Below are 24841 nucleotides of genomic sequence, written 5' to 3'. Positions count from 1 at the left end.
GGTGTCATGCTGCGTGAACCCAAAAAGGCCCATTCCGATACTGGCGCGATCCTCAAAGAGGCCGCCGGTCGGCTCGATCGCGCCACGCGGCGCCAGTTCCTGCGCCGGGCGCTCGGTCTGGGAAGCCTGACCCTGCTCGCCGGCTGCGATGTCACCGACGGCTATAGCGCCGAGGCGATGCTGGGGCGGATCTCCGATTTCAACGACCGCGTGCAGGCCTGGCTGTTCTCCCCGGAGCGCTTGGCGAAGGAATATCCCGAAAGCATGATCACCCGGCCCTTCCCGTTCAACTCCTTCTACGAGCCCAACATTCCGGACAAGGCACCGGTGATCGATGCCGGCTTCTATCGCCTGAACGTCACGGGCCTGGTCGAGCAGCGGGCGGACTGGACACTGCCGCAGTTGCACGCCTTGCCGCGCGTCACCCAGATCACTCGCCATATCTGCATCGAGGGCTGGAGCGCCATCGGCAGCTGGTCCGGCGTACCCTTCTCGCATTTTCTGCGCCGGATCGGCGCCGACCTTACGGCGCGTTATGTCAATTTCCGCTGCGACGACAATTACGTCACCAGTATCGACATGCCGACCGCCCTGCATCCGCAGACGCAGCTCACCTTCTGGTTCGACGGGCAGGTGCTGCCGCGTGCCTATGGCTTCCCGATGAAACTGCGCGTGCCGACCAAGCTCGGTTTCAAGAACCCCAAATTCATCGGCGAGATCGAGGTGAGCAACGACTATCTCGGCGGCACCTGGGAGAGCCAGGGCTATAATTGGTTCAGTGGGCTGTAGCTGCCTGTTTGCTCGTGGAAAAGAAAATGCGGGCGACGATGCCCGCACTTCCATGGATACTTCGCTTCCAGCGCTTCCGCGACGGGGACAGGCTGGCCTATTCGGCGGCGGCCTTCGTCGTCACGCTCGCCTCGGCGGCTTCCTGGGCCTTGAGGGCTTCGGGATGCGGCATCGAGATGATGTTGTAGCCGGAATCGACGAAATGCACTTCGCCGGTGACGCCGGTGGACAGATCGGAAAGCAGATAAAGCGCCGAACCGCCGACCTCTTCGATGCTCACCGTGCGGCGCAGCGGCGCATGGGCGCGCTGGTAGTTGAACATCAGGCGGGCATCGGAAATGCCGGCACCGGCGAGGGTGCGGATCGGCCCGGCCGAGATGGCGTTGACCCTGACGGCCTGCGGGCCGAAATCGGAGGCAAGGTAGCGCACCGAAGCTTCCAGCGCGGCCTTGGCGACACCCATGACGTTGTAGTTCGGCATCACTCGGGTGGAGCCGCCATAGGTCAAGGTGAGGATCGAGCCGCCATCATGCATCAGGTCGGCGGCGCGCTTGGCGATCTCCGTGAAGGAGAAGCAGGAGATCACCATGGTCTTGGCGAAATTGTCGCGCGTGGTGTCGGCGTAGCGGCCCTTGAGCTCGCTCTTGTCCGAATAGGCGATGGCGTGGACGAGGAAGTCGATCTTGCCCCATTCCCGCGCCAGCGTGGCGAAGACGCCGTCGACGGAAGCGACATCCTCGACGTCGCACGGCACCAGCAGGCTGGAGCCGACGCTGTTGGCCAGCGGCTCCACGCGCTTGCGCAGGGCATCGCCCTGATAGGTGAATGCCAATTGGGCGCCTTGGGCGGCAAGGCTCTTGGCGATACCCCAGGCGATCGAATGATCATTGGCCACGCCCATGATCAGACCGCGCTTACCTTGCATGAGCCCTGTCATGGCCTGCAACTCCAAATCCTGGTCATCAGTCACCAAAGCAAAGCGCGTTTTCGTGTGAACGTTACTTTGCTTTGACTCCTTGGTTGGACGCGCTTTGCGATTCGACGCGATCCCGTCAAATCGCAAAGCGCTTTGGGGCGCAATCAGACCAGAATCGGCCGATCAGCCCGCATTTCCGCCTCTTTACCACGTTTTGACAAAGCAGCCGGGGATTTGCTGGCTTCCCGGATCACTTTATCTGTCTCTTTGTTACCGGGCATGCTCATCCACGGTCTTCAAACTATGGATGAGCGCCTACCCTGGATAGTCCGGGCGGAACAGGCGGTGACCGATCTCAGGCGTCGAGGCGCTTGAAGACCAGGGCCGCGTTGGTGCCGCCGAATCCGAAAGAGTTGGACAGGACATGGCTGAGCTTGGCATTGTCGATACGCTTGCGGACGATCGGCATGTCAGCAAAGGCCGGATCCAACTCCTCGATATGCGCGCTCTCGCAGATGAAGCCATTATTCATCATGAGGAGTGAATAAATTGCTTCCTGCACGCCCGTCGCGCCCTGCGAATGGCCTGTCAGAGCCTTGGTCGCGGCGATCGGGGGGCATTTGTCACCCGAGCCGAACACTTTGCGGATGGCCTCGATTTCCGGCGGATCGCCGGCCGGCGTCGAGGTGGCGTGCGGATTGATGTAGTCGATCGGTGCCTTGATATTGGCCAGCGCCATGCGCATGCAACGCTCGGCGCCTTCGCCCGAGGGGGCAACCATGTCATGGCCGTCGGAGGTTGCGCCATAGCCGGCGATCTCGCCATAGATGCGCGCGCCGCGGGCCTTGGCGTGCTCCAGTTCTTCCAGCACCAGCACACCGGCACCGGCGGAGATCACGAAGCCGTCGCGATTCTTGTCATAGGGGCGGGAGGCCGTAGACGGGGTGTCGTTATATTTGGACGACATCGCACCCATGCCGTCGAACAACACGGCGAGCGTCCAGTCGAGTTCCTCGCAGCCGCCGGCGAACATCACGTCCTGCTTGCCATATTGGATCTGCTCATAGGCATTGCCGATGCAATGGTTCGAGGTCGCGCAGGCCGAGGAGATCGAGTAGTTCGTGCCCTTGATCTTGAACCAGGTCGAGAGCGTGGCCGAAGCGGTGGACGACATCGCCTTGGGCACGGCGAAGGGGCCGACCTTCTTGGAGCTGCCCGACTCGCGCGCCTTGTCGGCAGCCTCGACGATGGTGCGGGTAGAGGGGCCGCCGGACCCCATGATGATACCGGTGCGCTCGTTGGAAACTTCGTTGGCTTCGAGGCCGGAATCGAGGATGGCCTGCTCCATCGCCACATGGTTCCAGGCGGTACCGCCACCGTGGAAGCGCATGGCGCGGCGATCGACCACCGAGGCAGGGTCGAGCGTCGGCGCGCCATAGACCTGCGAGCGGAAGCCGTATTGGGCGAACTGCTCGGCGCGCGTGATACCGGATCTGGCCTCGTGCAAGCTGGAGAGAACCTCCTGCGTCGAGTTGCCGATCGAAGACACGATACCCATGCCGGTAACGACGACACGTCTCATGGCGATCCCTTCCAGTTTCGTGACCGCCCCACGATCCTCTCCGAGGAGATCGCTAGGCCGGCACTGCGTTCCCTAGAGAAAAGCGCGTTCAATGTGAACGCTCGCTTGCCCTAGCTCCTTGTTTCCAAGCCAATCCGGCGGATTGGCGGGAGCGTCCTTGCGATTTGAGGCAATTGCGTCTCATCGCAAAACGCTTGAGCAGAATTTCGCAAGCGGCCCGGTTCTGGGCAAGCTCGGAAATTATGCTCGCTGCCCGCGGACGGGCAGGACCCGGACACGGACAGCCTAACAAAGCATCGACCCCGTCGGCGCGTCGAGCGTCGTCGGGGCCGCACCCTGCATGTTTCAAAGCGCATTGCAACAGGCAGGCCGATGCCAGGCCCGACCGGAAACGCGCTCGATCCGCGCCGCGCTCAGGCCAGAAATCAGGCTTGGAACAAGCCGACGCGCAGATCCTTGGCTTCATAGATGGTGCGGCCATCGGCCTTTAGCCAGCCATCCGCAATGCCGAGAATCAATTTACCCTTGAAAACCCGCTTGAGGTCGACGCCATACTCGACCTGTTTGACGCTGGGCAGCACCTGGTCGGTGAATTTGACTTCGCCGACGCCGAGAGCACGGCCGCGTCCGGACTGGCCGAGCCAGCCCAGGAAGAAGCCGGTCATCTGCCAGAGGGCGTCGAGGCCAAGGCAGCCCGGCATCACCGGATCGCCCTGGAAGTGGCAGGAAAAGAACCACAGGTCCGGTTTGACATCGAGCGTGGCGCGTACGCAGCCCTTGCCATTTGGCCCGCCGGTCTCGGAGATCTCCGGGATGCGATCGAACATCAGCATGGGGGGGAGGGGCAATTGCGCATTGCCGGGGCCGAACATCTCGCCGCGCCCGCAGGCCAGGAGATCTTCATATTCAAAGCTCGAACGGCGTTCCGCCATTGCGTCTCAGTCCTCATCGACCAGTCAAAACCGCGTGGCCGGACAGGCGAGCCTGCCCGCTCCACGGCCTCCCCTTAACATAGCAATCCCGCAGCCGAAAGCGGGGGAAGGGTCGCGGGGGCGATGTTGCCCCCTTAAAAAGGACTCAAGCGGCTTTGTCGGACCATGGACCGGCTGGTCGGCAGGGGCATGCGTGCTATCGCGCCGCCGAATCGTAGCGGAATACCAGCGTGTCGTCGCGCCAGCCGGTTTGCGCACAATCCTTGGCACGTCGGGGAGCCTTGCCACGCAGGGTGATGATCGGCGGCTTTCCGGCCGCCGAGCCCTCGACGCGATAGGAGATCGGCCCGCATTCGCGCGAGAAGACATAGGCCTGGCCGCGATAGACGCCGCCGCTGGCGCTCCCCTTGAACAGCAGTGCCCCCTTGCGGACCCCGACCTCGGCCAGGCCCGGGCGCGGCGCCTCATAATAGAACAGGCGGTTGCCCTCGCTCGCCGAAAGCGCCACACGCGAGCCGTTATGGTTCCAATAGCTCGAGATCGTGTAGGGTGGCGGATCGGGTCGAGCGGGCGCGGGCGCAGGTGAAGCGGAGATCGGCGCCGGCCCGGCCGCAGGCTTGGCCAGGGCTTCCAGCCGCCGGCGCACCGAGGCGGCGCAATAGCCCTTCGGAAAATTGTCGAGATAGGCTTCGAGCTTGATCGGGGTGGGTTCGGTACCGAGATCGGTGCAGGCCGCCATGTCCGCCTTGTCGGGGACCGGGCTTCCCGGCGCTGGCGATGGCTGCTGCGTGGCGATGGGGACCGAACCGGATATGGCGCTTCCCGACAGATAGAGATCACCGAGCAGGGCTTCATCCACCCACGGCGTCTGGCGCTGGTTCGTGGCGGCATGGACGTCCTGGCGTACCAGCGCCAGCATGCGACGGATCTCGATGCCGGCCTCCGGCAGTCGCTTCAGCAAGGCGGCCGCGAAGGGAGAATGGCCGTTGTCCCCATCGTCGGCGACGGCATTGGGGCCGGTGGCGAAGGCGACCAGCGTGCCGGTGCTGGCGGCGTCGAGCCGCGCGAGGCCGCGTGAGGCGCCGCGGCTTGCGCTTGCCGGCAGGGGATTGTTGCGGCAGGCATCCACCAGCAGGATCTTGGCCTTGGCGCCGGAAGCGCTCAGGATGTCGCTGATGTCGTCGAGTTTGATGGTCTGCGTGGCGAGATCGACGCGACTCTTGATGTCGGCGCCGACGGGAATGAGGAAATTGCGCTGGTCGACCTGCATGCCGTGGCCGGCATAGTACACCAGGGCGATATCGGCATCGGTGGCCTCGTTGCCGAATTCGGACATCGCCCTGAGCATGGCGGCATGATCGGCGTCGGTGGCGCGGATCACCTTGAAGCCGAGTGGGCCACCTGCGAGCAGCGTGGCCATGGCGTCGGCATCGGCGACGGGGTTGGCGAGGCGGCCGAGCGTGCGATAGTCGCCGTTGCCGATGACGAGGGCGACACGCTTGTCGGCGAGCGCGGCGGTGGCGCCGGCCAGCCAGAACAGACACAACAGCATTACGCAACGCCGGATCATCGCCCCACCCCGGATTCACGGCAGCACCACATCGATTGTGGCACGCGCGCCAGGCGCTGGCCAGTTCGGGGGGAACAGGCCGTAGGGCAGCTTTGCCAGGGCACCAGGACGTCGCCTCTTCGTGATAGATTTGTAAACGCTCGCACACTTTCCTCCGCATGGCTTTCCTTCGAGGATCGTGGAGGCTATCGTCGCGGCCCGAAATCGAAAGGCCACGCAGGGCCAAGGCGTCTTGCGATCTGGCCGTCGGCCGGGAATCGCAAAGACGCGTTCCGCTTGACTGCGTTCTGCTCCAGGGAGCCCCATTCGTGACCCTTCTTCCCCAGGAAATCATCCGCAAGAAGCGCGATGGCGCCGCTCTATCCGCGGCTGACATCGAGAGTTTCGTGCAAGGGCTGGTCGCCGGCAGCGTCACCCATGCCCAGGTCGCGGCCTTTGCCATGGCGGTGTTCTTCCGCGGCATGGCGATGGAGGAGCGCATTGCCCTGACGCGGGCGATGACCCAATCGGGCACCGTGCTCGACTGGCGCGGGCTCGACCTGCCGGGGCCGGTGGTGGACAAGCACTCGACCGGCGGCGTCGGCGACAATGTCAGCCTGATGCTCGGGCCGCTGGTGGCGGCCTGTGGCGGCTTCGTGCCGATGATCTCGGGCCGGGGCCTGGGGCATACCGGCGGCACGCTCGACAAGCTCGATTCGGTGCCCGGCTACGCCACCCAGCCCGATCTCGACCTGTTCCGCCGCGCCGTGCGCGAGGCAGGCACCGCCATCATCGGCCAGACCGCCGATCTCGCCCCGGCCGACAAGACCGTCTATTCGATCCGCGACGTCACGGCCACGGTCGAATCGATCCCGCTGATCACGGCCTCGATCCTGTCGAAAAAGCTCGCAGCCGGACTTCAGGCCCTGGTGATGGACGTGAAGACGGGCTCTGGCGCCTTCATGCCCACCCTGGAGGGCTCGCGCGAACTGGCCGAATCGATTGCGACCGTCGCCACGGGAGCCGGGCTGCCGACCACTGCACTGATCACGGCGATGGACCAGCCCCTTGCCAGCGCCGCCGGCAACGCCCTGGAGGTCCGCAATGCCGTGGACTTCCTCACTGGAGGGCAGCGGGACCTGCGCCTCCTGGAGGTCACCGTCGATCTTTGCGCCGAAATGCTGGTGCTCGGCGGGCTTGCCCGCGATACCGCCGAAGGCCAGGCGCGCATCGAGCAGGCTCTGGCGAGCGGGCGGGCGGCCGAACATTTCGCCCGCATGATCGCGGTGCTCGGCGGGCCGGCGGACTTCGTCGAACGGCCCGAGGATTATCTGCCCGTTGCACCAGTGATTAAACCCGTCTTCGCCGAGCAGACAGGGCGGGTCGGCGGTATCGATACGCGGGCCGTCGGTCTCGCGGTGGTGGCGCTGGGCGGCGGGCGCACCCGCCCGCAGGATGCGATCGACCATGCCGTGGGCCTGACCGGCCTCGCCGAACTCGGCACCGAGGTCGGGCCTGACAGTCCCCTCGGCTTCGTGCATGCGCGCAGCGACGCGGCAGCCGAAGCGGCGGCCGCCAGCCTGCGCACCGCCTACCGCATCGGAGAAGGCGAAGCAGCCTTGCCGCCGGTACTCGAACGCATTGGAGGAAAGTGACATGGGCCGCGCTCTCCTTCTGGTGATGGATTCCTTCGGCATCGGCTCGGCTGACGATGCCGAGCGCTATGGCGATGCGGGAGCGGATACGCTCGGCCATATCGCCGCGGCCTGCGCGGCGGGCCGGGCGGGGGAGAACGAGCATCGCACGGGGCCCCTGCGCCTGCCCGTGCTCACCAGCCTGGGCCTCGGCGCGGCTGCGCAGGCTGCGACAGGCACACTCCCGCCTGGCCTGGAAGGCGGCGTGGCCGAGGGGCTGTGGGGCTATGCGGCGGAGGTTTCCAAAGGCAAGGACACGCCATCCGGCCATTGGGAGATTGCCGGCTATCCCGTGCCGTTCGACTGGGGCTATTTCCCCAGGGAGGTGCCCTGTTTTCCTCCCAAGCTGATCGCCGCCATCGTCAAGGAGGCCGGGCTTGCCGGGGTGCTCGGCCAGCGTCATGCCTCGGGAACGCAGATCATCGCCGAACTCGGTGCCGAGAGCATAGAGACGGGCAAGCCGATCTTCTACACCTCCACCGACAGCGTGCTGCAGATCGCCGCCCATGAGGAGGCGTTCGGGCTGGAAAGGCTGTTGTCCCTGTGCGAGATCGCCCGGCGCCACGTCGACCACCTCAATATCGGCCGGGTGATCGCGCGGCCTTTCGTCGGCGATGCCGTCGGCGGTTTCACACGCACCGCCAACCGGCGCGACTATGCGGTGCCGCCGCCGTCCGACACGTTGCTCGACGTGGCAGAGCGCGCGGGACGGGGCATCGTCACCATCGGCAAGATCGGCGATATCTTCGCCCATCGCGGCACTGGCGAGATCGTCAAGGGCCCGAGCAACGACGCCCTGATCGATCGCACGCTCGAAGCTATGGGGCGCCTGCCCGATGGCGGCCTGCTCTTTGCCAACTATGTCGATTTCGACACGCTCTATGGCCATCGCCGCGATATTCCCGGCTATGCCGGCGCCCTGGAGCAGTTCGACATGCGCCTGCCGCAGATCCTGACGCGGCTGGGCGAGGAAGACCTTCTGATCATCACGGCCGACCATGGCTGCGACCCGTCCTGGACGGGAACGGACCATACGCGCGAATTCGTGCCGGTGCTGGCGCGTCTGGGCAAGCGCACGGGGCCGATCGGCCGGCGCGACAGCTTCGCCGACATGGCCGCCAGCGTGGCGGAGCACCTCAGGCTGGACTGGCAGGGGGCGGGCAAGTCGTTCCTGTAGTCCGGAGGGCGTCGCCGAGGGAGAAGCGGGCAAGTGCCCGCGCACCCGCAGGTCCACTCACATCTTCTCAACCATGATTCCAGACGGTGCGGCGAATTCGTGCCGCGTTAACGCCCGAGCATCCGCGACGCTTCCATCATGACCCCCGTTTCGAGGTGGGTCGGTTATGATCGAGCGTATGCATATGGTGTTGAAGGGCGGCATTTCCGCCGAGGACAGGGCGCAGTTCTGGGTGGGGCTGACGCTGGCCGTCGCCACCGTCGTGCTGCTGTGCGCCAGCTTCCTCGACCTGGTCTCGATCTGAGGTTCTATCCGAGATTTTCCGGGCCGAAGCTCTCGGGCAGCAGCTCGTCGAGCGTGAAGCTGCGGCGGATGCCCTCGGGCCCTGCGACATGGATGGGTGTCGACGGCCTCGCGAATTCACGGATGCGCTGGCGGCAGCCGCCGCAGGGCGTGGTCAGGCCGGGCGCATCGGGATGGGCGTCGGTCCAGCCCAGTACCAGGATTTCAGCGATTCCCGTTTCGCCATCCGCCACCATGGCCGAGATGGCGCCGCCTTCGGCGCAGGCCCCGACCGGATAGGCGGCATTCTCGACATTGCAGCCGGCATAGATCCGGCCCGAACGGCCGCGGATGGCCGCTCCCACCTTGAAGCGCGAATAGGGGGCGTGCGCCTTCTCGCGCACGGCCCTGGCGGCTTCGAACAGATCGGCGAGCGCGTCCATCAGCGTTCCTTGAGATAGGGAATGCCCGCGGCCTTGGGCGGCGTCGCCGCGCCGACGAAGCCGGCCAGCATCAGCACGGTGAGGATGAAAGGCAGCGCCGAGATCAGCTCGGAGGGCACCAGCATGCCAGCGACGACGAAGCCCGACCCCATGCGGATCGAGATGGCGTCGAGCAGGCCGAAGAGCAGGCAGGCGCCGAGCGCGGGCCAGGGCCGCCATTTGGCGAAGATCAGGGCCGCCAGGCCCATATAGCCGCGCCCGCCGGTCATGTTGGAGACGAAGGCGGCCGAATCGGCGGTGGAGAGATAGGCACCGGCGATGCCGGTCAGCAGGCCGCAGATCAGCACGGCCCGGTAGCGCAGCCAGGCGACCGAGATGCCGGCGGTGTCGACCGCCTGCGGGTTCTCGCCGACGGCGCGCAGGCGCAGGCCGAAACGGGTCTTGTAGAGGACCCAGGCCGTTACCGGCACGCAGATGAAGGCGAAATAGACCAGGATCGAATGGCCGGAGAGCACGTCGGCATAGAGCTCACCGATCACCGGCACGCCCTTGATCGCCTCCGCACCCGGCAGCTCGATCGGTTGGAAACGGGCGGCGCCGCTGAGGCTCGGCGTGCGGCCGCCCTCGCCATACCAGGCATTGCCGATGAAGGCGGTACTGCCGAGCGCCAGGATGTTGATGGCGACGCCGGAAACGATCTGGTTGCCGCGATAGCGGATGGAGGCGATGCCGTGCAGCAGCGCAAAGCCGATGGAAACGATGATGGCGGCGATGAGGCCGAGCCAGGCCGAGCCATAGGTCGCGGCGGTGACCGCGGCGGCGAAGGCCCCCACCAGCATCTTGCCTTCGAGGCCGATGTCGACGATGCCCGAACGTTCCGAATAGAGGCCGGCGAGGGCGCAGAGCAGATAGGGCGTGGAGATGCGGATGGCGGCGGCCGCCACGCTGGCCAGCATGATCACGGTATCCATGGCGTCATGCTCCCTTGCCGGCGGGGGTGAACAGTTGGAACAGGGCAGCGAGCTGGGGTCGGAACATGGTCTCCAGGGCGCCGACGAAGAGAATGATGATGCCCTGGATCATCACGATCATGTTCTTGTCGAACACGGGGTTTTCGAAGGACAATTCCTGACCGCCCTGGATGAGCGCTCCGAACAGGATGGAAGCAAGCACGATGCCGGCCGGATGGGAGCGGCCCATCAGGGAAACGGCGATGCCGATGAAGCCGGCGCCGGCCGTGTAGTCGATGATCATGCGGTGCTGCTCGCCCATCAGCACATTGGCGCCCATCAGGCCGGCCAGGCCCCCCGAGATCAGCATGGCGATGATAATGATTTTCGCAGGCGAGATGCCGGCATAGACGGCGGCCGTCTGGTTGTGGCCGACCGTGCGCATCGCATAGCCGAGCCGCGTGCGCCAGATCAGGGCCCAGACCAGTAGGGCTGCGATCAGGGCGATCGGAAAGGCGAGATTGACGAGGGTGAGGTCGAGCTGGATGCCGATGCCGGCCAGGATGTCGCTGAGCAAGGGCATGCCCGTCGAATCCGGAAAAAGCTCGGACTTCGGCTCGCCCGAGCCCGGCTTCATCATCACGTTCACCAGAAGATACTGCACCAGAGCGGTGGCGATGTAGTTGAACATGATGGTGGTGATGACGACATGGCTGCCGCGCTTGGCCTGGAGGTAGCCCGGAATGAAGGCCCAGGCGGCGCCGAAGAGCATGCCGGCGGCCATGCCGAGCGGGATGGCGAGGAGCCAGGGCAGGCCGCCCAGATGCAGGCAGGCCCAGGCGATGCCGATGCCGGCGATCTGGCCCTGGCCGTCCACACCGATATTGAACAGTCCGGCATGAAAGGCGACGGCGACGGCAAGGCCGGCAAAAATGAAGGTGGTGGCATAATAAAGCGTGGTGCCCACGGCGTTGGCATCGCCGAACGCCCCGCCGATCATGGTGACGCCGACGGTCAAGGGGTCGGCGCCGACGATGATCCACACCGCGATGCCGGAGACGATGAAGGCCACCAAGACGTTGAGCAGCGGCAGGATGATGGTGTCGGCCCACCAGGGCAGGGTGATCAGGCTGGCGCCGCTGCGCCCCGAAAAGATCGCCCCCAGAAAGGCCCCGGGCGTGGTGGTCTGCCCGCTCATGCCGCTTCTCCCGAAACGCCGGCCATCAGGAGGCCAAGGCCGTTCTCGGTGGCGTCCTTGGCCAGGCACTCGCCGGTGATGCGCCCGCCGCACATCACCAGGATGCGATCAGAGAGGCCCATGATCTCGTCGAGCTCGACCGAAACCACCAGGATGCCCTTGCCGGCGTCGCGCATGCCGATCAGGCGGCGGTGAATGAACTCGATGGCGCCGATGTCGACGCCGCGCGTCGGCTGCCCCACGATCAGCAAAGCCGGGTCGCGCTCCATCTCGCGGGCTAGCACGATCTTCTGGGCATTGCCGCCCGAGAAATTGGCCGTCTTCAGTTTCGGATCGCGCGGGCGCACGTCGAAACGTTCCATCTTGTCGGTGAGGTCGGCGATGATGCGGCGATAATTGAGGAAGGGGCCGCTGCCGAGCTTGCGATCCTTCTGATAGCCCAGGATCGCACTTTCATAGGCGGCGAACGGCTTGACCAGACCCATCTTCATGCGGTCTTCGGGCACGTGGGCCAGGCCGAGCTTGCGCAACTCCGCCGGGTCCGCGGCTGCGGCATTGCTGCCCCGCAGCCGGATCTCGCCGGAAAAGACCGGCCGGATGCCGGCAATGGCTTCCAGCAGCTCCGATTGGCCGTTGCCGGCGACGCCGGCGACGCCGACGATCTCCCCGGCCCGCACGGTGAAGGAGACGTCATCGACGCGGGTGATGCCCTTCTCGTCCTTGACGGTGAGGTTTTTCACTTCGAGGATGACGTCGCCCGGCTTGGCCTCGGCCTTGTCGACACGCAGCAGCACCCGGCGCCCGACCATCAGCTCGGCGAGCTCGGTGGGATTGGTCTTGGCGGTATCGACGGTGGCTACCATCTCGCCGCGCCGCATCACCGAGACGCGGTCGGTGATCGCCATGATCTCGCGCAGCTTGTGGGTGATCAAGAGGATGGTCTTGCCCTGCTCGCGCAGGACCTTGAGGATTTCGAAGAGCTGGTCGGCCTCGGACGGGGTCAGCACGCCGGTGGGCTCGTCCAGGATGAGGATGTCGGCACCGCGATAGAGCGCCTTGAGGATCTCGACGCGCTGCTGGGCGCCGACAGGCAGTTCGCCCACCACGGCATCCGGATCGACTTCCAGATGATAGCTCTTTTCCAGCCGTGCCAGTTCGGTGCGGGCATGCTCGCGCCCCTTCGCCAGCAGGCCGCCGCCCTCGGCGCCGAGCATGACGTTTTCCAATACCGTGAAGGGATCAACCAGCATGAAGTGCTGATGGACCATGCCGATGCCGGCATCGATGGCATCCTGGGAGGAGCGGATCGCCTTCACGGCGCCGTTGACGTGGATCTCGCCGCTGTCGGCCTCGTAGAAGCCGTAGATGATCGACATCAGCGTGGATTTGCCGGCGCCGTTCTCGCCGATGATGCCGTGGATGGTGCCTCTCTCGACCACGAGGTCGATCGCCTTGTTGGCGTGGACGGGGCCGAAACGTTTGTCGATTTGCTTCAGTTCGAGGGCAGTTGCCAAAGGGAGCCTCGCGGGAGCAATAGGGGCCGATCCCGGATCGGCGAAGGCGGCGGTTCATAGCTGAAAGGCGAGCCCGGGCCCAATGCGGTTCACTTAGGGAGGAAACGCTCCGATTTGTCATAGCCGGGCTTGACCCGGCTATCCAGGAACCCCACGCGCAACCGGTCGGGAGGTGGATTGCCGGGTCAAGCCCGGCAATGACAAAGGTCGTGCAGTCTCGAAGACGCTTGAGTGAACGGCACTAAATCCGGGGACCCGCCTTTCAGCTTACGAAAAATGGTCTGTCCGCCCTCTCAGTTTACCGGGCAAACATTGTCCTTCTCGTAATTATGCACCACCACCTTGCCGTCGGCGATGTCCTTGGTCACTGCCTCGATGGCGGCCTTGTTGGCGTCGGTGACCAGGGGCTTGTTGTTGTCGTCCATGGCCAGGGCCACGCCGCTATCCTTGATGCCGAGCACATGGGTGCCGGCCTTGAACTTGCCTTCCTCGCCGTCCTTGAAGCCCTGATAGATCGCCTCGTCCACCCGCTTGAGCACTGAGGTCAGCACCTTGCCGGGATGCAGGCCGTTCTGGTTGGAATCGACGCCGATGCCGAGCTTGTCGCCGTCGGCGGCGGCCTGCAGCACGCCCAGGCCCGTCTGGCCGGCGGCGGCATAGACGATGTCGGCGCCTTGCGAGATCTGCGCCTTGGTGAGTTCGGCGCCGCGGCCGGGGTCGTTCCAGGCCGCCGGCGTGGTGCCGGTCATGTTCTGGATGACCTTGATCTGCGGATTGGCGGCCTTGGCGCCCTGGACATAGCCGCAGCCGAAATTACGGATGAGCGGCACGTCCATGCCGCCGATGAAGCCGATCGTGCCTGTCTTGGTGGTCTTGGCGGCGAGATAGCCGGCGAGATAGGAGCCTTCGTCGGCGCGATAGACGTAGGAGGCGACGTTGGGCAGGTCGACGACGCTGTCGACGATGCCGAAATGCACCTTCGGATAAGCCTTGGCCACCTTCGCCAGCACGTCCTCATAGGCAAAGCCCATCACGATGATGGGATCGTTGCCGTCCTTGGCGAAGCGGCGCAGTGCCTGTTCGCGCTGGGAAGCATTGGTGATTTCGAAGTCGCGATAGGTCTTGCCGCTTTCCTTCTTCCAGCGCTCGGCGCCGTTATAGGCTCCCTCGTTGAAGGACTTGTCGAATTTGCCGCCGAGGTCATAGATGACCGCCGGGCCCGGCTTGTCGGCTGCCTGTGCCGCGCCAAATCCCGCAGTGCCGGCTGCCAGCAGGGCAGCCAGGCCAAGAAGGGTCGATTTCATCACGCTCTCCCGCGCTCGTTCTCGCTCTTGGATGGGGGCCGCGCGGGAAAGGCTTCCCGTGCAGACCTTATGGTCAACATGGCATGCCGATTGCGCTATTGAGAAGAGGCGTTGTGCGGTTGCCCCTGATTTTCACATGGAATCAGGTGGGAAACGCCGGTTGGAAACGAGGATATGAGATGGCAAAGCTGGTCCGGCGCACTCTGGCGCTCGTCGCGCATGATCTGAAGAAGGACGAAATGGTCGAGTTCGCGCGCACCCACCGGGCCATTCTGGCGCGCTTCAATCTCGTCGCCACCGGTACCACCGGCAGCCGCATATTGGCCGCCTGCCCGGAACTGTCGCTGACACCGCTGAAGAGCGGTCCGCTCGGCGGCGACCAGCAGATCGGCGCCCTGATCGCCGAGGGGCAGGTGCATGGCCTGTTCTTCTTCGTCGATCCGCTTTCGCCCCTGCCGCATGATGTCGACGTCAAGGCGTTGACCCGGCTCGCGCTCGTCTACGATATTCCCATGGCCCTCAATGCCTCGACGGCGCACATGATCGTGGGCCAGCTGGTGGATTGAGGAGGGAGAGGCAAAGGCCCGGTGGGCGAAGAACGCGACACCAGCCGCCCCTTCGCCCCGTTCTTACGGGGAGAAGGTGAGGATGAGGGGCAGCGGGTCGCGCGCAAATAATAAGGCATTGCGTAGCCCCTCACCCGTACCCTCTCCCCGCAGGCGGGGCGAGGGGGACGCGAACGTCGCACTTTCGTATCGAAGCCTTCATCTCGCCCGACCATGAAGGTCAGTATGGATCCTCACAAAATACCCTCCAGCCGGACATAGCTGGCTTCCATGCCGTGCTCCATGCCGGTCGCCAGCATCTGCTCGCGCACTTCGGCGCTCGGGAGGGTCATGCGCAGGGTCATCAGCGTGCCCGCGCCGTCTGCCTCGAAGCGGGTCTCGACATGGTTGTCCGGCGTGGGGTCGGGCAGATGCATGCGCTCGACATGCACGATGCGGCTATGGGGCTCGAGCTCGACATATTCGCCCGTCAGGGAGAAGCCGCCGCTCCCCGAGGCGTCCTGCCATTCGAAGCGGATCTTGCCGCCGGGCCTGGCCTCGCTGATGCAGACGGGCATGGTGTAGCCGTCCGGTCCGAGCATCCATTGCTGGATGAGCCTGGGCTCGGTGTGGGCGCGGTAGACCGCCTCGGGCGGGGCGGCGAAGCGCCTGGTCACCACGACATGGGTTTCGCCTTCGGTTCGGATCGTGAGCTTGGTCATGGGCTTTCCTCTGTTTTCTCGGGCAGGCCAGGTTTCTCGGGCAGTCCTTGGGCCAGGAGCGCGTCCAGCCGGTCGTAATTGCTGGTGAGGGCTTCGCGCAGCAGGCCCAGCCATTGGTCGATGGCGGCGATGCCCTCCGGGGCGAGCCGGCAGGGTCGTCTCGTTCCCTCGGCGCGGCGGACGATCAGCCCGGCGCCTTCGAGGACCTTGAGATGGCGCGAGATGGCGGGCTGCGTCATCGCGAAGGGTTCCGCCAGCTGCATCACCGTCGCTTCGCCGCGTGCCAGGCGGCTGAGGATGGCCCGGCGGGTCGGATCGGACAGGGCGGCAAAGGTGTGGTCGAGATCGGGCATGGCGATTGTGCTTCATAAATAACAATTTTGTTATATAACAAGATTGTTATAGTCAAGGTGATTTTCGCCTGCCTTCGTCGTGAGGGCAGGCCGGCGAAATCGAGTGACCGGGGATGCTGGCTGATGTATCGCTATACCGCCTGTTGGCTTGCCTTGGCCGGAGACGGCCGACGCTTCGTCCAAGAATTGTGACGAAGACGCAAATTCCTTAGCGGACAGGCAGCTTTCGCGCCTTGCGGCCTGTGAAAGCCCCCCTTATATACCCGCCGAACCCGTGATTAATCCAACGTCAGTCACGGGGTTTCCGATAGGGACCGGCCGGGTTCCTGAGGGCTTTCCCGGCCTAGGCGCTGCTGCTTCGGGGCGCGCCGGTCTGCTGAATAGGAAGGATGAGAACTATGGCTAAAGTTATTGGTATCGACCTCGGCACCACCAATTCGTGCGTGGCCGTCATGGAAGGCACGAGCGCCCGGGTCATCGAAAATTCCGAGGGCATGCGCACCACGCCCTCCATCGTCGCCTTCACCGACGATGGCGAGCGCCTCGTGGGCCAGCCGGCCAAGCGCCAGGCTGTGACCAATCCCGAGCGCACCTTCTTCGCGATCAAGCGCCTGATCGGCCGCACCTACGACGATCCCATGACCAAGAAGGACATGGGCCTGGTGCCCTACAAGATCGTCAAGGGCGGCAATGGCGACGCCTGGGTCGAGGCGGACGGCAAGTCCTACTCCCCGTCGCAGATTTCGGCCTTCACCCTGCAAAAGATGAAGGAAACGGCCGAGGCTCATCTGGGCCAGCCGGTGACGCAGGCCGTCATCACCGTTCCCGCCTACTTCAACGATGCCCAGCGCCAGGCCACCAAGGACGCCGGCAAGATCGCCGGCCTGGAAGTGCTGCGCATCATCAACGAGCCGACGGCGGCTGCGCTCGCCTACGGCCTCGACAAGAAGAAGGCCGGCACCATCGCGGTCTATGACCTCGGCGGCGGCACTTTCGACGTCTCGATCTTGGAGATCGGCGACGGCGTGTTCGAGGTGAAGTCCACCAACGGCGACACCTTCCTCGGCGGCGAGGACTTCGACATGCGCCTGGTCGAGTATCTGGCGGATGAGTTCAAGCGCGAGCAGGGCATCGACCTCAAGAAGGACAAGCTCGCGCTCCAGCGCCTGAAGGAAGCGGCCGAAAAGGCCAAGATCGAGCTGTCCTCGACGGCCCAGACCGAGATCAACCTGCCCTACATCACGGCCGACGCTTCGGGTCCGAAGCATCTGGCTCTCAAGCTCTCGCGCTCCAAGTTCGAAAGCCTGGTCGACGATCTCGTCCAGCGCACGGTCGAGCCCTGCCGCAAGGCCTTGAAGGATGCCGGCCTGGCTGCTGGCCAGATCGACGAAGTGGTGCTGGTCGGCGGCATGACCCGCATGCCCAAGATCCAGGAAGTCGTGAAGCAGTTCTTCGGCAAGGAGCCCCACAAGGGCGTCAACCCGGACGAAGTCGTGGCCATCGGTGCCGCGGTCCAGGCCGGCGTGCTGCAGGGCGACGTCAAGGACGTGCTGCTGCTCGACGTGACCCCGCTGTCGCTGGGCATCGAGACGCTGGGTGGCATCTTTACCCGTCTGATCGAGCGCAACACCACGATCCCGACCAAGAAGAGCCAGACCTTCTCGACCGCCGAGGACGGCCAGACGGCCGTAACCATCCGGGTCTTCCAGGGTGAGCGCGAAATGGCGGCCGACAACAAGGCCCTCGGCCAGTTCGATCTCGTCGGCATTCCGCCGGCGCCCCGCGGCATGCCGCAGATCGAGGTGACCTTCGACATCGATGCCAACGGCATCGTCAATGTCTCGGCCAAGGACAAGGCGACAGCTAAGGAGCAGCAGATCCGCATCCAGGCTTCCGGCGGTCTTTCCGATGCCGACATCGAGAAGATGGTCAAGGACGCCCAGGCCAACGCCGAGGAAGACAAGAAGCGGCGTGAGCTCGTCGAGGTCCGCAACCATGCGGATGCGGCGGTGCACCAGGCCGAGAAGTCGATCAAGGAGCTTGGCGACAAGATCTCCGAGGCCGACAAGTCGACCGTCGAGTCCGCGATCACCGCCCTGAAGTCCGCGCTGGAAGGCGAGGATGCCGAGCTGATCAAGACCCGCACCAACGACTTGCAGCAGGCTGCCATGAAGCTGGGCGAGGCCCTGTATCAGCAGCAGCAGGCGGCTGGCGCGACGGAAGGCGAGGCCGGCACGAAGAATGACGATGTTGTTGATGCCGACTTCGAAGAAGTCGACGACGACAAGAAGCGTGCGTAATCTCTGACGATCGTGTGCGAGCCCTCGCCAAACGGTGCAAGCCAAAGCTTGCACCGGACATGGCGGGGGCTTTCGCGCACCTTCGGGAGCAAGGCGCGTTCTAGCGGAGGCGCCCTTCGCTCGAATTGGTTGTTTCACACGTCTTTGCGAGCGCCGGTGGTTTGCCGCCCTTCGCAAAGACGCTTTCGCTGGGATGCTTTGAGCGATTCCTATGGCCAAGCGTGACTATTACGAAGTGCTCGAGGTTACTCGCGAAGTAACCGAAATCGAACTCAAGGCTGCTTTCCGCAAGCAGGCCATGAAGCATCATCCCGACCGCAATGCCGGCAACAAGGATGCCGAGGCCAAGTTCAAGGAAGTGAACGAGGCCTATGAAGCCCTGAAGGACCCGCAAAAGCGTGCGGCCTACGATCGCTTCGGCCACGCCGCCTTCGAACAGGGCGGCGGTGGAGGCGGCTTCGGTGGAGGCGGGGGCTTCGGTTCCTTCTCCGACATCTTCAACGACATCTTCGAGGATCTGGCCGGCCGCGGCCGCGGGCGCAGCAATTCGGGCGGGCGCGAGCGCGGCGCCGATCTGCGCTACAACATGGAGATCACGCTGGAGGAGGCCTTCAACGGCAAGACCGCCACCATCAAGATCCCGACCTCCGTCACCTGCGATGCCTGTTCCGGTTCCGGTGCCAAGGCCGGTTCCAAGCCGAAGACCTGCGGAACCTGCGCCGGCCATGGCCGCGTGCGCGCCACCCAGGGCTTCTTCTCGATCGAGCGCACCTGCCCGACCTGCCAGGGCCGCGGCGAGGTCATCGACAATCCCTGTCCGTCCTGCGGCGGTGCTGGACGCACCACGCGCGAGCGCACCCTCTCGGTCAACATCCCGGCCGGCGTGGAGGACGGAACGCGCATCCGCCTCGCCAATGAAGGAGAGGCCGGCTCGCGCGGCGGGCCGTCGGGCGACCTCTATATCTTCCTGTCGCTGGCGCCCCACGAATTCTTCCAGCGCGACGGCGCGGACCTGCATTGCCGCGTGCCGATCTCGATGGTGACGGCCGCCATCGGCGGCGAATTCCAGGTGCCGACCGTCGACGGCGGCAAGGCCAAGGTGGCGGTACCCGAGGGTACGCAGACCGGCCGGCAGGTGCGCCTGCGCGGCAAGGGCATGCCGGTGCTGCGCTCGCGCGAGCATGGCGACATGTATGTCCAGCTCTTCGTCGAGACGCCCAAGAACCTCACGCGCCGCCAGCGCGAGTTGCTGGCCGAGTTCGACGCGCAATCGTCGAAGGAGACCCAGCCCGAAAGCGCAGGCTTCTTCGCCAAGGTCCGTGATTTCTTCGACGGGCTCGGACAGTAATGGGGGGCGGGTCTTCAGACCCGCCTTTGTCGTGAGGCCGGAAGGGGGACTGGCGAGTCTGACGATCCGTCCCCTGAAACGGCGGGAATGTGTTGCATGAATCTCCTGATCTTCGGCCTCGGCTACACCGCCTCGCATTTCGCGGCCCGCTATGGCGAGCGCTTCGCCGCGGTCACTGGCACTTTCCGCTCGACGGCGCCGCACGAGAAACTGCCGGACCTGCCTGGCGTGGCGCGCCTGGCCTATGACGGCCTTGCCGGTTCGCCGGCCGCCGAGGCGGCGATTGCCGAAGCGACGCATATCCTCACTTCCATCGCCCCCGACGATGGCGGCGATCCTGTCCTGCGGCATTTCGACCGGGCCCTGAGGCAGGCGCCGAAGCTGCAATGGATCGGCTATCTCTCCACCGTCGGGGTCTATGGCGACGCCGGCGGCGCCTGGATCGACGAGACCGCGCCGCTGCGCCCGACCATGGCCCGCAATGCCATGCGGGTCGATGTCGAGAAGGAATGGCTCGAACTTGGCCGCGGCAAGGATGTGCCTGTGCAGCTTTTCCGGCTCGCCGGCATTTACGGCCCGGGGCGCAATGCCGTCGTCAATCTCAAGCGCGGCACCGCCCGTCGTATCGTCAAGCCGGGCCAGGTCTTCAACCGCATCCATGTCGAGGACATCGCCGGCGCCGTCGCTGCCGGCATCGAGAAGCCCGGGGCGGGGCCGGCCTTCAACGTCACCGACAACGAGCCGGCGCCACCTCAGGACGTGGTTACCTATGCGGCCGAATTGCTTGGTGTGACGCCTCCGGCCGAGATCGCCTATGACGAGGCCCAGATGACGCCGATGGCCCGGTCCTTCTATGGCGAGAACAAGCGCGTCTCGAACCGGCGGGTTCGTGAGGATCTCGGCTACATGCTGCGCTATCCGACCTATCGCGAGGGCATCCGCGCCTGTTTCGACGCGGATGCGTAACGGTCTTTTGCGGCCGCGACGATACAAGGCTGCTCAGGCAGTCCTCGATCGGCTCATTGCGGAATGATCGGCCGTCCCGGCCGGCCGGGACGGAAGACAGGCTTCGGACGCGGGCCGCCATGATGGGGAGGCCTCACGCCGGGCGGGCGAACGCCAGGAGGGCGGCCTCCAGGTGGACGGACCACTGGTGGGCGCGTCCCGGGCGGGCCAATGACGGGCGGCCGTGGACGCCAGCCAGGCCCGTGATGCGGCGGCCGTGGCCGGCCATGGCCCCACCAGGTGTTGTACCAGGGACGCCGCACATAATAGCGATCCCAATAGGCATAGCTGAACACGATGGCGGGGATCGCCAGCGCGCCGATACCGACATTGCGGTTCGCGGCGGCGGACAGATATTTGTTCGCCGACCAGCCCCGCTCGCCGCGAACGGAAATATCGCACCAGGAGCGGTCGGAGAGGCAGCCATGGATGAGCACGGCTTCGCCCGGCCGCAACGTGGTGACAGCCGGATATTGGGTGCCGGGACCGGCACGCAGATTGACATTGGCGGTGGCATAGCCGCGGACGGCCGCCTGCGCACCGCCAGCCAACAGGAGAACGCCGCTACTGGCCAGGACGGCGATGAGCAAAGCCCGGACCAGGAGTGGGATCCGGATGAGGAGGCCCGTCTGATCGGGCTGAGGTGAGGGCATCATGCAACCCCATGCAGTGGAAGCCGCTCCGCAGGAGAGCCGGAGCGGCCTGACGCGGCCGACAATGCAACGTGCAGGCCTCTTCGCCAAGCAGGCAAGCCGACTATTTCGGTATTATTCGGTAGATTGGCAGCCGTGATGCTTCAGAGCGAAGCCGACAGATCGGTCAGGAAGCCGGCAATGTCGTCCGTGACATAGTCGACATGCTCGGCCTGGACGCGCTCGATTTCCCAGGCGTCGCGCACGATCTCGGCATCGAGCTTCGGCACCACCAGCACGGTGCGCATGCCCCGGTCATGCGGCACGATCAGATTGCGTGAGAGATCTTCGAACATGGCGGCACGAGCCGGATCGACGTCATGGCGGGCGAAGAAACTGGCATAGGTATCGGCGGCGGGCTTGGGCAGGTAGTCGGCCGAGACGATGTCGAAGACATCGGCAAAATGCTCCTCCACCCCCAGGCGCTTGACGATGTTCAAGGCGTGCCGGGTGGTGCCCGAGGTGAAGATCAGCTTGCGGCCGGGCAGCAGGCTGAGCGCGGTGCCGAGCAGTGGGTTGGGCTCCAGCGGGGAATGGTCGATGTCATGGGCAAATTCGAGGAAATACGCGGGATCCACGCCCTCGTCGATCATCAGGCCGCGCAGCGAAGTCCCATAGCGCTGATAGTAATATTTCTGCAGCCCGCGCGCGGTGAGGCCGTCGACACCGTAGTAATTCGCCATCCAGGTGGTGATGCGGTTGTCGACCTGCTCCCACAGATTGGCGTGGTGAGGGTAGAGCGTATTGTCGAGATCGAAGACCCATGTGTCGACATGGGCGAAATCCGCCGACAGCTTCTCCGTGATTGTGGCTACGCTTTGATCCATGCTCGTCTCTATCATCCTTATGCCAGCATCGGGTGGCAAAGTTAAGGATGGATTGCGTGCGAACAGGGCGGCATTTCGCCCTTGTCCTGTCATCGGCTGCCTTGGGGATGCTATCAAATGCGGCGCTCCCCTGATTCCGTGGGGAGCCGAAATGTATGGAAGGGCAGCGATGACAGGGCGCGGTGAAGTCAAGCCGATCGACAGCTGGTATGTCGACCTGGAGGCCGAGAACGCCATGGGCGAGGGCCACGCCCCGATCTGGCGCCACCTCATCGGCCTGGTGATGGAGCGCGACCTCAGCGACTGCACCGTCCTGGACTTCGGCTGCAACCAGGGCGGCTTTCTGCGCCACCTCCATGCCATGCTGCCCTTCAAGCGGGGGCTCGGGGTCGATATCGCCGAGAAGTCGATCGAGAAGGCCAACCAGCTCAGGGCCGGCCTGCCCATCCGCTACGAGGTGCGCTCGACGATGCAGGGCGAGGATGCTCGGTTCGACCTCGCCTTCAGCCATGAGGTGATCTATCTCATTCCCGATATTGCCGCCCATGCCGCCGATATCCTCTCGGCCCTCAAGCCGGGCGGCGTCTACTACGCCGTGACGGGCTGCCATACCGACAATCCGCTCTGGCCGCGCTGGCGCAAGCTGGTGGCAGAGCGGACGAACACCGTCGTCCAGGACCGTTCGATCACCGATTACGCCCGCGTCTTCAGCGAGGCCGGTTTCGAAGTCTTCGGGCGCAGGCTGCGCTTCGAGGGCTTCCTGCCCTATTCGGGCGCCAGCGGCTGGATGCCCGACTTCGCCGACGAACTCGATTATTACGGGCAGACCAAGATCCTGTTCCGCCTGGTCAAGCCGCGCTGAGCGGATCCTATCCGCTCACGCTTGGCGGCGGCCGTGCCCCGATCTCGACATCGAAATGCGGAGCGCTGCCGGGGCCAAGGCTGACGAAGCGCCCGCGCACGTTGAACACGCGCTCGATCAGGCCGCTCGCCGCCAGGGCCTCTGCCGTGCCGTCGAACACCAGCCGGCCCTTTTCGAGCAGGGATATGCGGTCGCAGACCGTCATGGCCTGGTTGAGGTCGTGCAGGGCCATCACCACGGTGACGGCGCGCTCGCGGGCGAGGCGCGTGAGCAACTCCAGCACCTCCACCTGATGGCCGATGTCGAGGAAGGAGGTCGGCTCGTCGAGCATGATGATGTCGGCCTGCTGGGCGAGGGCCGCCGAGATCCAGGCCCTCTGTCGCTCGCCGCCCGATAATTGGCGCAGGCTGCGCTGGGCCAGGGCGGTCAACCCGGTGCTTTCCAGCGCCCAGTCAATGGCGTCGAAGTCGGCGGGGCCGTAGCTGCGCAACAGGCCGACATGGGCAAAGCGCCCCTGCCGGACCAATTGTTCCACCGTCATCTCGTCCGGAGCCTGGGGCTGCTGGGGCATGAAGGACAGGCGCCGGGCAAGCTCTCGGCGCGACATCGTCGACAGGGTCCGGCCGTCGAGAGTGACCCCTCCCGCGCTGGGCTGGATCAGCCCGGCGGTGGCCTGCAGCGCGGTGCTCTTGCCCGAGCCGTTGGGACCGATCAGGGCGCGGATCTCGCCGCGCTCCAGCCTGAAGTCGAACCCCTGCAGTGCCTTGTGGCTGCCATAGGAGACGGAAAGGGCGGAGCAGGAAAGGATCATGGCGGCACTCATGGCAGGCGGCGCAGCAGGATGACGAGGATGGGGGCGCCGCCGATGGCCGTGACGACACCGATCGGTATCTCATCGGCCTGCCCGATCAGGCGGCCGACGAGATCGGCGGTCGTGACCAGCATGGCGCCGAGGAGGATGGTGAGCGGTATCACGGCGCCGCCATGCCGGCCCGCCAGCATGCGGGCGAGATGCGGCACCACCAGGCCGACGAAGACCAGCGGCCCGACCGCGCCCACTGCACTGGCGGCGAGGCCGCAGGCCAGCATCAGCACCAGGGTGAAGTGGCGCCTGTAGTCGAGGCCGAAGGAACGCGCCACCGGCGCCTCGAACCGTAGCATGCCGATCGAGCGCTGCAGGAAGGGCAGGGCGGCCAGGCCGACGATGGTGAAGGGCAACAGGAACAGCACATGCTCCCAGCTGCGGGCGTAGAGGCTGCCCGTGAGCCATTCCAGCAGGATCTCGATACGGGCGGAGCCCCAGCCGGTGATCAGGCCGATGGCCATGGCATGCAGCACGGCCCCGACGGCAATGCCGCAGAGCGTGATGCGCAGGGGTCCGAGATCGTGGCGCAGTGCCAGCAGATAGATGATGCCGCCGGCGACGAGGCCGCCGATCAGGCCGGCGGCGGGAAGCCAGGCGATGGGGAGCTGGTAGAGCATGTTGCTGCCGCCGGCGGAGCCATAGACGGTGGCGAACAGGAAGAGGGTGACGGCGAGTGTGGCGCCCTGCGAGACGCCCATCAGCGTCGGATCGGCGAGGGGATTGCGGGTGATGGTCTGCAGGAGCAGGCCCGCCAGCGCGAAATGAATCCCTGCCAGGATTCCTGTGATCACCCGCGGCACGCGGAAATCGCCGATGATGAGATTCGCCTGCCGGGATCCCTGTCCCGTCAGGGCGGCCAGCACATCGGCAGGTGCGACATGGCTGACGCCGAGAAAGATGGCGGCGATGGCAACCAGCACGGGGGCACCGAAAAGCAGGATGGTGAGCCGGCTTCGCGAGGCAGCGGTTCTCGAGGGCAATGGCCTTGCCAT

At 65.1% G+C, this 24841-nt stretch carries 25 protein-coding genes; 9 read left to right on the top strand and 16 right to left on the bottom strand.

Going from position 1 to position 24841, the window contains the following annotated elements; all coding sequences use genetic code 11:
• The first annotated feature begins 6 nt into the window (after positions 1 to 6).
• Positions 7 to 789 carry a molybdopterin-dependent oxidoreductase gene (locus ABXS05_RS20675; protein ID WP_367625232.1) on the top strand — a complete coding sequence of 261 codons (783 nt, stop codon included), beginning with the start codon at positions 7 to 9 and terminating at the stop codon, positions 787 to 789.
• Between the two features lie 97 nt (positions 790 to 886).
• On the opposite strand, the gene fabI is transcribed toward ABXS05_RS20675, so the two are convergent.
• From fabI to ABXS05_RS20650, 5 genes are all read right to left on the bottom strand, one after another.
• Positions 887 to 1726 carry an enoyl-ACP reductase FabI gene (gene fabI / locus ABXS05_RS20670; protein WP_311940723.1) on the bottom strand — a complete coding sequence of 280 codons (840 nt, stop codon included), beginning with the start codon at positions 1724 to 1726 and terminating at the stop codon, positions 887 to 889.
• Positions 1727 to 1869: 143 nt separating this feature from the next.
• On the bottom strand, positions 1870 to 1992 hold the full coding sequence (locus ABXS05_RS20665) for a hypothetical protein (RefSeq protein ID WP_311940720.1): 123 nt from the start codon (positions 1990 to 1992) through the stop codon (positions 1870 to 1872).
• A gap of 68 nt (positions 1993 to 2060) precedes the next feature.
• Positions 2061 to 3287 (bottom strand): beta-ketoacyl-ACP synthase I, encoded by a 1227-nt coding sequence (gene fabB, locus ABXS05_RS20660; RefSeq protein ID WP_149253818.1) that lies wholly within the window; start codon positions 3285 to 3287, stop codon positions 2061 to 2063.
• A 425-nt stretch (positions 3288 to 3712) separates the two neighbouring features.
• A complete protein-coding gene (gene fabA / locus ABXS05_RS20655; RefSeq protein WP_068287971.1) occupies positions 3713 to 4219 on the bottom strand; it encodes a 3-hydroxyacyl-[acyl-carrier-protein] dehydratase FabA in 507 nt (168 codons plus the stop codon).
• A 196-nt stretch (positions 4220 to 4415) separates the two neighbouring features.
• Positions 4416 to 5771: a caspase family protein gene (locus tag ABXS05_RS20650; protein ID WP_367625231.1), complete on the bottom strand. Its 1356-nt coding sequence runs from the start codon at positions 5769 to 5771 to the stop codon at positions 4416 to 4418.
• A 326-nt stretch (positions 5772 to 6097) separates the two neighbouring features.
• Between ABXS05_RS20650 and deoA the strand changes: the two genes are divergently transcribed.
• The 3 genes from deoA (at position 6098) to ABXS05_RS20635 (ending at position 8943) form a co-directional block, all read left to right on the top strand.
• Positions 6098 to 7423, top strand: coding sequence for a thymidine phosphorylase (gene deoA, locus ABXS05_RS20645; RefSeq protein WP_367625230.1), 1326 nt, complete (start codon positions 6098 to 6100; stop codon positions 7421 to 7423).
• A gap of 1 nt (position 7424) precedes the next feature.
• The gene (locus ABXS05_RS20640) at positions 7425 to 8639 is read left to right on the top strand and encodes a phosphopentomutase (protein ID WP_311940708.1); all 1215 of its coding nucleotides are present in this window, start codon (positions 7425 to 7427) and stop codon (positions 8637 to 8639) included.
• A 166-nt stretch (positions 8640 to 8805) separates the two neighbouring features.
• Positions 8806 to 8943 carry a hypothetical protein gene (locus tag ABXS05_RS20635; RefSeq protein ID WP_311940706.1) on the top strand — a complete coding sequence of 46 codons (138 nt, stop codon included), beginning with the start codon at positions 8806 to 8808 and terminating at the stop codon, positions 8941 to 8943.
• Between the two features lie 4 nt (positions 8944 to 8947).
• On the opposite strand, the gene ABXS05_RS20630 is transcribed toward ABXS05_RS20635, so the two are convergent.
• The 5 genes from ABXS05_RS20630 to ABXS05_RS20610 all read right to left on the bottom strand — a co-directional run bounded on the left by ABXS05_RS20630 (position 8948) and on the right by ABXS05_RS20610 (position 14330).
• The gene (locus ABXS05_RS20630) at positions 8948 to 9364 is read right to left on the bottom strand and encodes a cytidine deaminase (RefSeq protein WP_311940702.1); all 417 of its coding nucleotides are present in this window, start codon (positions 9362 to 9364) and stop codon (positions 8948 to 8950) included.
• Positions 9364 to 10335 carry an ABC transporter permease gene (locus ABXS05_RS20625; protein ID WP_311940699.1) on the bottom strand — a complete coding sequence of 324 codons (972 nt, stop codon included), beginning with the start codon at positions 10333 to 10335 and terminating at the stop codon, positions 9364 to 9366. The genes ABXS05_RS20630 and ABXS05_RS20625 overlap by 1 nt, the downstream gene beginning before the upstream one ends.
• Positions 10336 to 10339: 4 nt before the next feature.
• Complete coding sequence (locus ABXS05_RS20620) at positions 10340 to 11512, bottom strand: ABC transporter permease (RefSeq protein WP_311940696.1); 1173 nt, start codon at positions 11510 to 11512, stop codon at positions 10340 to 10342.
• Complete coding sequence (locus ABXS05_RS20615; RefSeq protein WP_322430643.1) at positions 11509 to 13026, bottom strand: ABC transporter ATP-binding protein; 1518 nt, start codon at positions 13024 to 13026, stop codon at positions 11509 to 11511. Before ABXS05_RS20615 ends, ABXS05_RS20620 begins: the two co-directional genes overlap by 4 nt.
• Positions 13027 to 13319: 293 nt before the next feature.
• On the bottom strand, positions 13320 to 14330 hold the full coding sequence (locus ABXS05_RS20610; RefSeq protein WP_367625229.1) for a BMP family lipoprotein: 1011 nt from the start codon (positions 14328 to 14330) through the stop codon (positions 13320 to 13322).
• A gap of 179 nt (positions 14331 to 14509) precedes the next feature.
• Between ABXS05_RS20610 and ABXS05_RS20605 the strand changes: the two genes are divergently transcribed.
• Complete coding sequence (locus ABXS05_RS20605; protein ID WP_068288004.1) at positions 14510 to 14896, top strand: methylglyoxal synthase; 387 nt, start codon at positions 14510 to 14512, stop codon at positions 14894 to 14896.
• A gap of 233 nt (positions 14897 to 15129) precedes the next feature.
• Here ABXS05_RS20605 and ABXS05_RS20600 read toward each other — a convergent pair whose 3' ends face one another.
• Entirely contained in the window at positions 15130 to 15597 is a 468-nt protein-coding gene (locus ABXS05_RS20600; RefSeq protein ID WP_367625228.1) for an SRPBCC domain-containing protein, read from the bottom strand.
• Complete coding sequence (locus ABXS05_RS20595) at positions 15594 to 15950, bottom strand: ArsR/SmtB family transcription factor (RefSeq protein WP_367625227.1); 357 nt, start codon at positions 15948 to 15950, stop codon at positions 15594 to 15596. Before ABXS05_RS20595 ends, ABXS05_RS20600 begins: the two co-directional genes overlap by 4 nt.
• Before the next feature lie 398 nt (positions 15951 to 16348).
• Here ABXS05_RS20595 and dnaK point away from each other — a divergent pair, with 398 nt between their 5' ends.
• From dnaK to ABXS05_RS20580, 3 genes are all read left to right on the top strand, one after another.
• Complete coding sequence (gene dnaK / locus ABXS05_RS20590; RefSeq protein WP_311940681.1) at positions 16349 to 18250, top strand: molecular chaperone DnaK; 1902 nt, start codon at positions 16349 to 16351, stop codon at positions 18248 to 18250.
• Between the two features lie 211 nt (positions 18251 to 18461).
• Positions 18462 to 19598 (top strand): molecular chaperone DnaJ, encoded by a 1137-nt coding sequence (gene dnaJ / locus ABXS05_RS20585; protein ID WP_311940678.1) that lies wholly within the window; start codon positions 18462 to 18464, stop codon positions 19596 to 19598.
• Between the two features lie 96 nt (positions 19599 to 19694).
• On the top strand, positions 19695 to 20564 hold the full coding sequence (locus ABXS05_RS20580) for an SDR family oxidoreductase (protein WP_311940675.1): 870 nt from the start codon (positions 19695 to 19697) through the stop codon (positions 20562 to 20564).
• A 53-nt stretch (positions 20565 to 20617) separates the two neighbouring features.
• Here the strand turns inward: ABXS05_RS20580 and ABXS05_RS20575 are convergent, their stop codons facing one another.
• Together ABXS05_RS20575 and ABXS05_RS20570 are read right to left on the bottom strand one after the other, a co-directional pair.
• On the bottom strand, positions 20618 to 21259 hold the full coding sequence (locus tag ABXS05_RS20575; RefSeq protein WP_367625226.1) for an SH3 domain-containing protein: 642 nt from the start codon (positions 21257 to 21259) through the stop codon (positions 20618 to 20620).
• A 140-nt stretch (positions 21260 to 21399) separates the two neighbouring features.
• The gene (locus ABXS05_RS20570; RefSeq protein WP_367625225.1) at positions 21400 to 22122 is read right to left on the bottom strand and encodes a pyrimidine 5'-nucleotidase; all 723 of its coding nucleotides are present in this window, start codon (positions 22120 to 22122) and stop codon (positions 21400 to 21402) included.
• A gap of 169 nt (positions 22123 to 22291) precedes the next feature.
• Between ABXS05_RS20570 and ABXS05_RS20565 the strand changes: the two genes are divergently transcribed.
• The gene (locus ABXS05_RS20565; protein WP_311940666.1) at positions 22292 to 22984 is read left to right on the top strand and encodes a class I SAM-dependent methyltransferase; all 693 of its coding nucleotides are present in this window, start codon (positions 22292 to 22294) and stop codon (positions 22982 to 22984) included.
• A gap of 7 nt (positions 22985 to 22991) precedes the next feature.
• Here the strand turns inward: ABXS05_RS20565 and ABXS05_RS20560 are convergent, their stop codons facing one another.
• Both ABXS05_RS20560 and ABXS05_RS20555 read right to left on the bottom strand, forming a co-directional pair.
• A complete protein-coding gene (locus ABXS05_RS20560) occupies positions 22992 to 23795 on the bottom strand; it encodes an ABC transporter ATP-binding protein (RefSeq protein WP_367625224.1) in 804 nt (267 codons plus the stop codon).
• A gap of 8 nt (positions 23796 to 23803) precedes the next feature.
• Positions 23804 to 24841 (bottom strand): FecCD family ABC transporter permease, encoded by a 1038-nt coding sequence (locus ABXS05_RS20555; RefSeq protein ID WP_367625223.1) that lies wholly within the window; start codon positions 24839 to 24841, stop codon positions 23804 to 23806.

Origin of the sequence: Labrys neptuniae (assembly GCF_040797145.1) — a bacterium.
GTDB classification, from domain to species: domain Bacteria; phylum Pseudomonadota; class Alphaproteobacteria; order Rhizobiales; family Labraceae; genus Labrys; species Labrys neptuniae.
This window is presented reverse-complemented; position numbering and strand designations above follow the sequence as displayed.

Excerpts from the sequence above, each read along its gene's own strand:
- ABXS05_RS20675 (WP_367625232.1), top strand. The coding sequence starts at position 7 with ATGCTGCGTGAACCCAAAAAGGCCCATTCCGATACTGGCGCGATCCTC.
- fabI (WP_311940723.1), bottom strand. The coding sequence starts at position 1,726 with ATGACAGGGCTCATGCAAGGTAAGCGCGGTCTGATCATGGGCGTGGCC.
- ABXS05_RS20665 (WP_311940720.1), bottom strand. The coding sequence starts at position 1,992 with ATGAGCATGCCCGGTAACAAAGAGACAGATAAAGTGATCCGGGAAGCC.
- fabB (WP_149253818.1), bottom strand. The coding sequence starts at position 3,287 with ATGAGACGTGTCGTCGTTACCGGCATGGGTATCGTGTCTTCGATCGGC.
- fabA (WP_068287971.1), bottom strand. The coding sequence starts at position 4,219 with ATGGCGGAACGCCGTTCGAGCTTTGAATATGAAGATCTCCTGGCCTGC.
- ABXS05_RS20650 (WP_367625231.1), bottom strand. The coding sequence starts at position 5,771 with ATGCTGTTGTGTCTGTTCTGGCTGGCCGGCGCCACCGCCGCGCTCGCC.
- ABXS05_RS20640 (WP_311940708.1), top strand. The coding sequence starts at position 7,425 with ATGGGCCGCGCTCTCCTTCTGGTGATGGATTCCTTCGGCATCGGCTCG.
- ABXS05_RS20635 (WP_311940706.1), top strand. The coding sequence starts at position 8,806 with ATGATCGAGCGTATGCATATGGTGTTGAAGGGCGGCATTTCCGCCGAG.
- ABXS05_RS20630 (WP_311940702.1), bottom strand. The coding sequence starts at position 9,364 with ATGGACGCGCTCGCCGATCTGTTCGAAGCCGCCAGGGCCGTGCGCGAG.
- ABXS05_RS20625 (WP_311940699.1), bottom strand. The coding sequence starts at position 10,335 with ATGGATACCGTGATCATGCTGGCCAGCGTGGCGGCCGCCGCCATCCGC.
- ABXS05_RS20620 (WP_311940696.1), bottom strand. The coding sequence starts at position 11,512 with ATGAGCGGGCAGACCACCACGCCCGGGGCCTTTCTGGGGGCGATCTTT.
- ABXS05_RS20610 (WP_367625229.1), bottom strand. The coding sequence starts at position 14,330 with ATGAAATCGACCCTTCTTGGCCTGGCTGCCCTGCTGGCAGCCGGCACT.
- ABXS05_RS20605 (WP_068288004.1), top strand. The coding sequence starts at position 14,510 with ATGGCAAAGCTGGTCCGGCGCACTCTGGCGCTCGTCGCGCATGATCTG.
- ABXS05_RS20600 (WP_367625228.1), bottom strand. The coding sequence starts at position 15,597 with ATGACCAAGCTCACGATCCGAACCGAAGGCGAAACCCATGTCGTGGTG.
- ABXS05_RS20595 (WP_367625227.1), bottom strand. The coding sequence starts at position 15,950 with ATGCCCGATCTCGACCACACCTTTGCCGCCCTGTCCGATCCGACCCGC.
- dnaK (WP_311940681.1), top strand. The coding sequence starts at position 16,349 with ATGGCTAAAGTTATTGGTATCGACCTCGGCACCACCAATTCGTGCGTG.
- dnaJ (WP_311940678.1), top strand. The coding sequence starts at position 18,462 with ATGGCCAAGCGTGACTATTACGAAGTGCTCGAGGTTACTCGCGAAGTA.
- ABXS05_RS20580 (WP_311940675.1), top strand. The coding sequence starts at position 19,695 with ATGAATCTCCTGATCTTCGGCCTCGGCTACACCGCCTCGCATTTCGCG.
- ABXS05_RS20575 (WP_367625226.1), bottom strand. The coding sequence starts at position 21,259 with ATGATGCCCTCACCTCAGCCCGATCAGACGGGCCTCCTCATCCGGATC.
- ABXS05_RS20570 (WP_367625225.1), bottom strand. The coding sequence starts at position 22,122 with ATGGATCAAAGCGTAGCCACAATCACGGAGAAGCTGTCGGCGGATTTC.
- ABXS05_RS20565 (WP_311940666.1), top strand. The coding sequence starts at position 22,292 with ATGACAGGGCGCGGTGAAGTCAAGCCGATCGACAGCTGGTATGTCGAC.
- ABXS05_RS20560 (WP_367625224.1), bottom strand. The coding sequence starts at position 23,795 with ATGATCCTTTCCTGCTCCGCCCTTTCCGTCTCCTATGGCAGCCACAAG.
- ABXS05_RS20555 (WP_367625223.1), bottom strand. The coding sequence starts at position 24,841 with ATGGCAAGGCCATTGCCCTCGAGAACCGCTGCCTCGCGAAGCCGGCTC.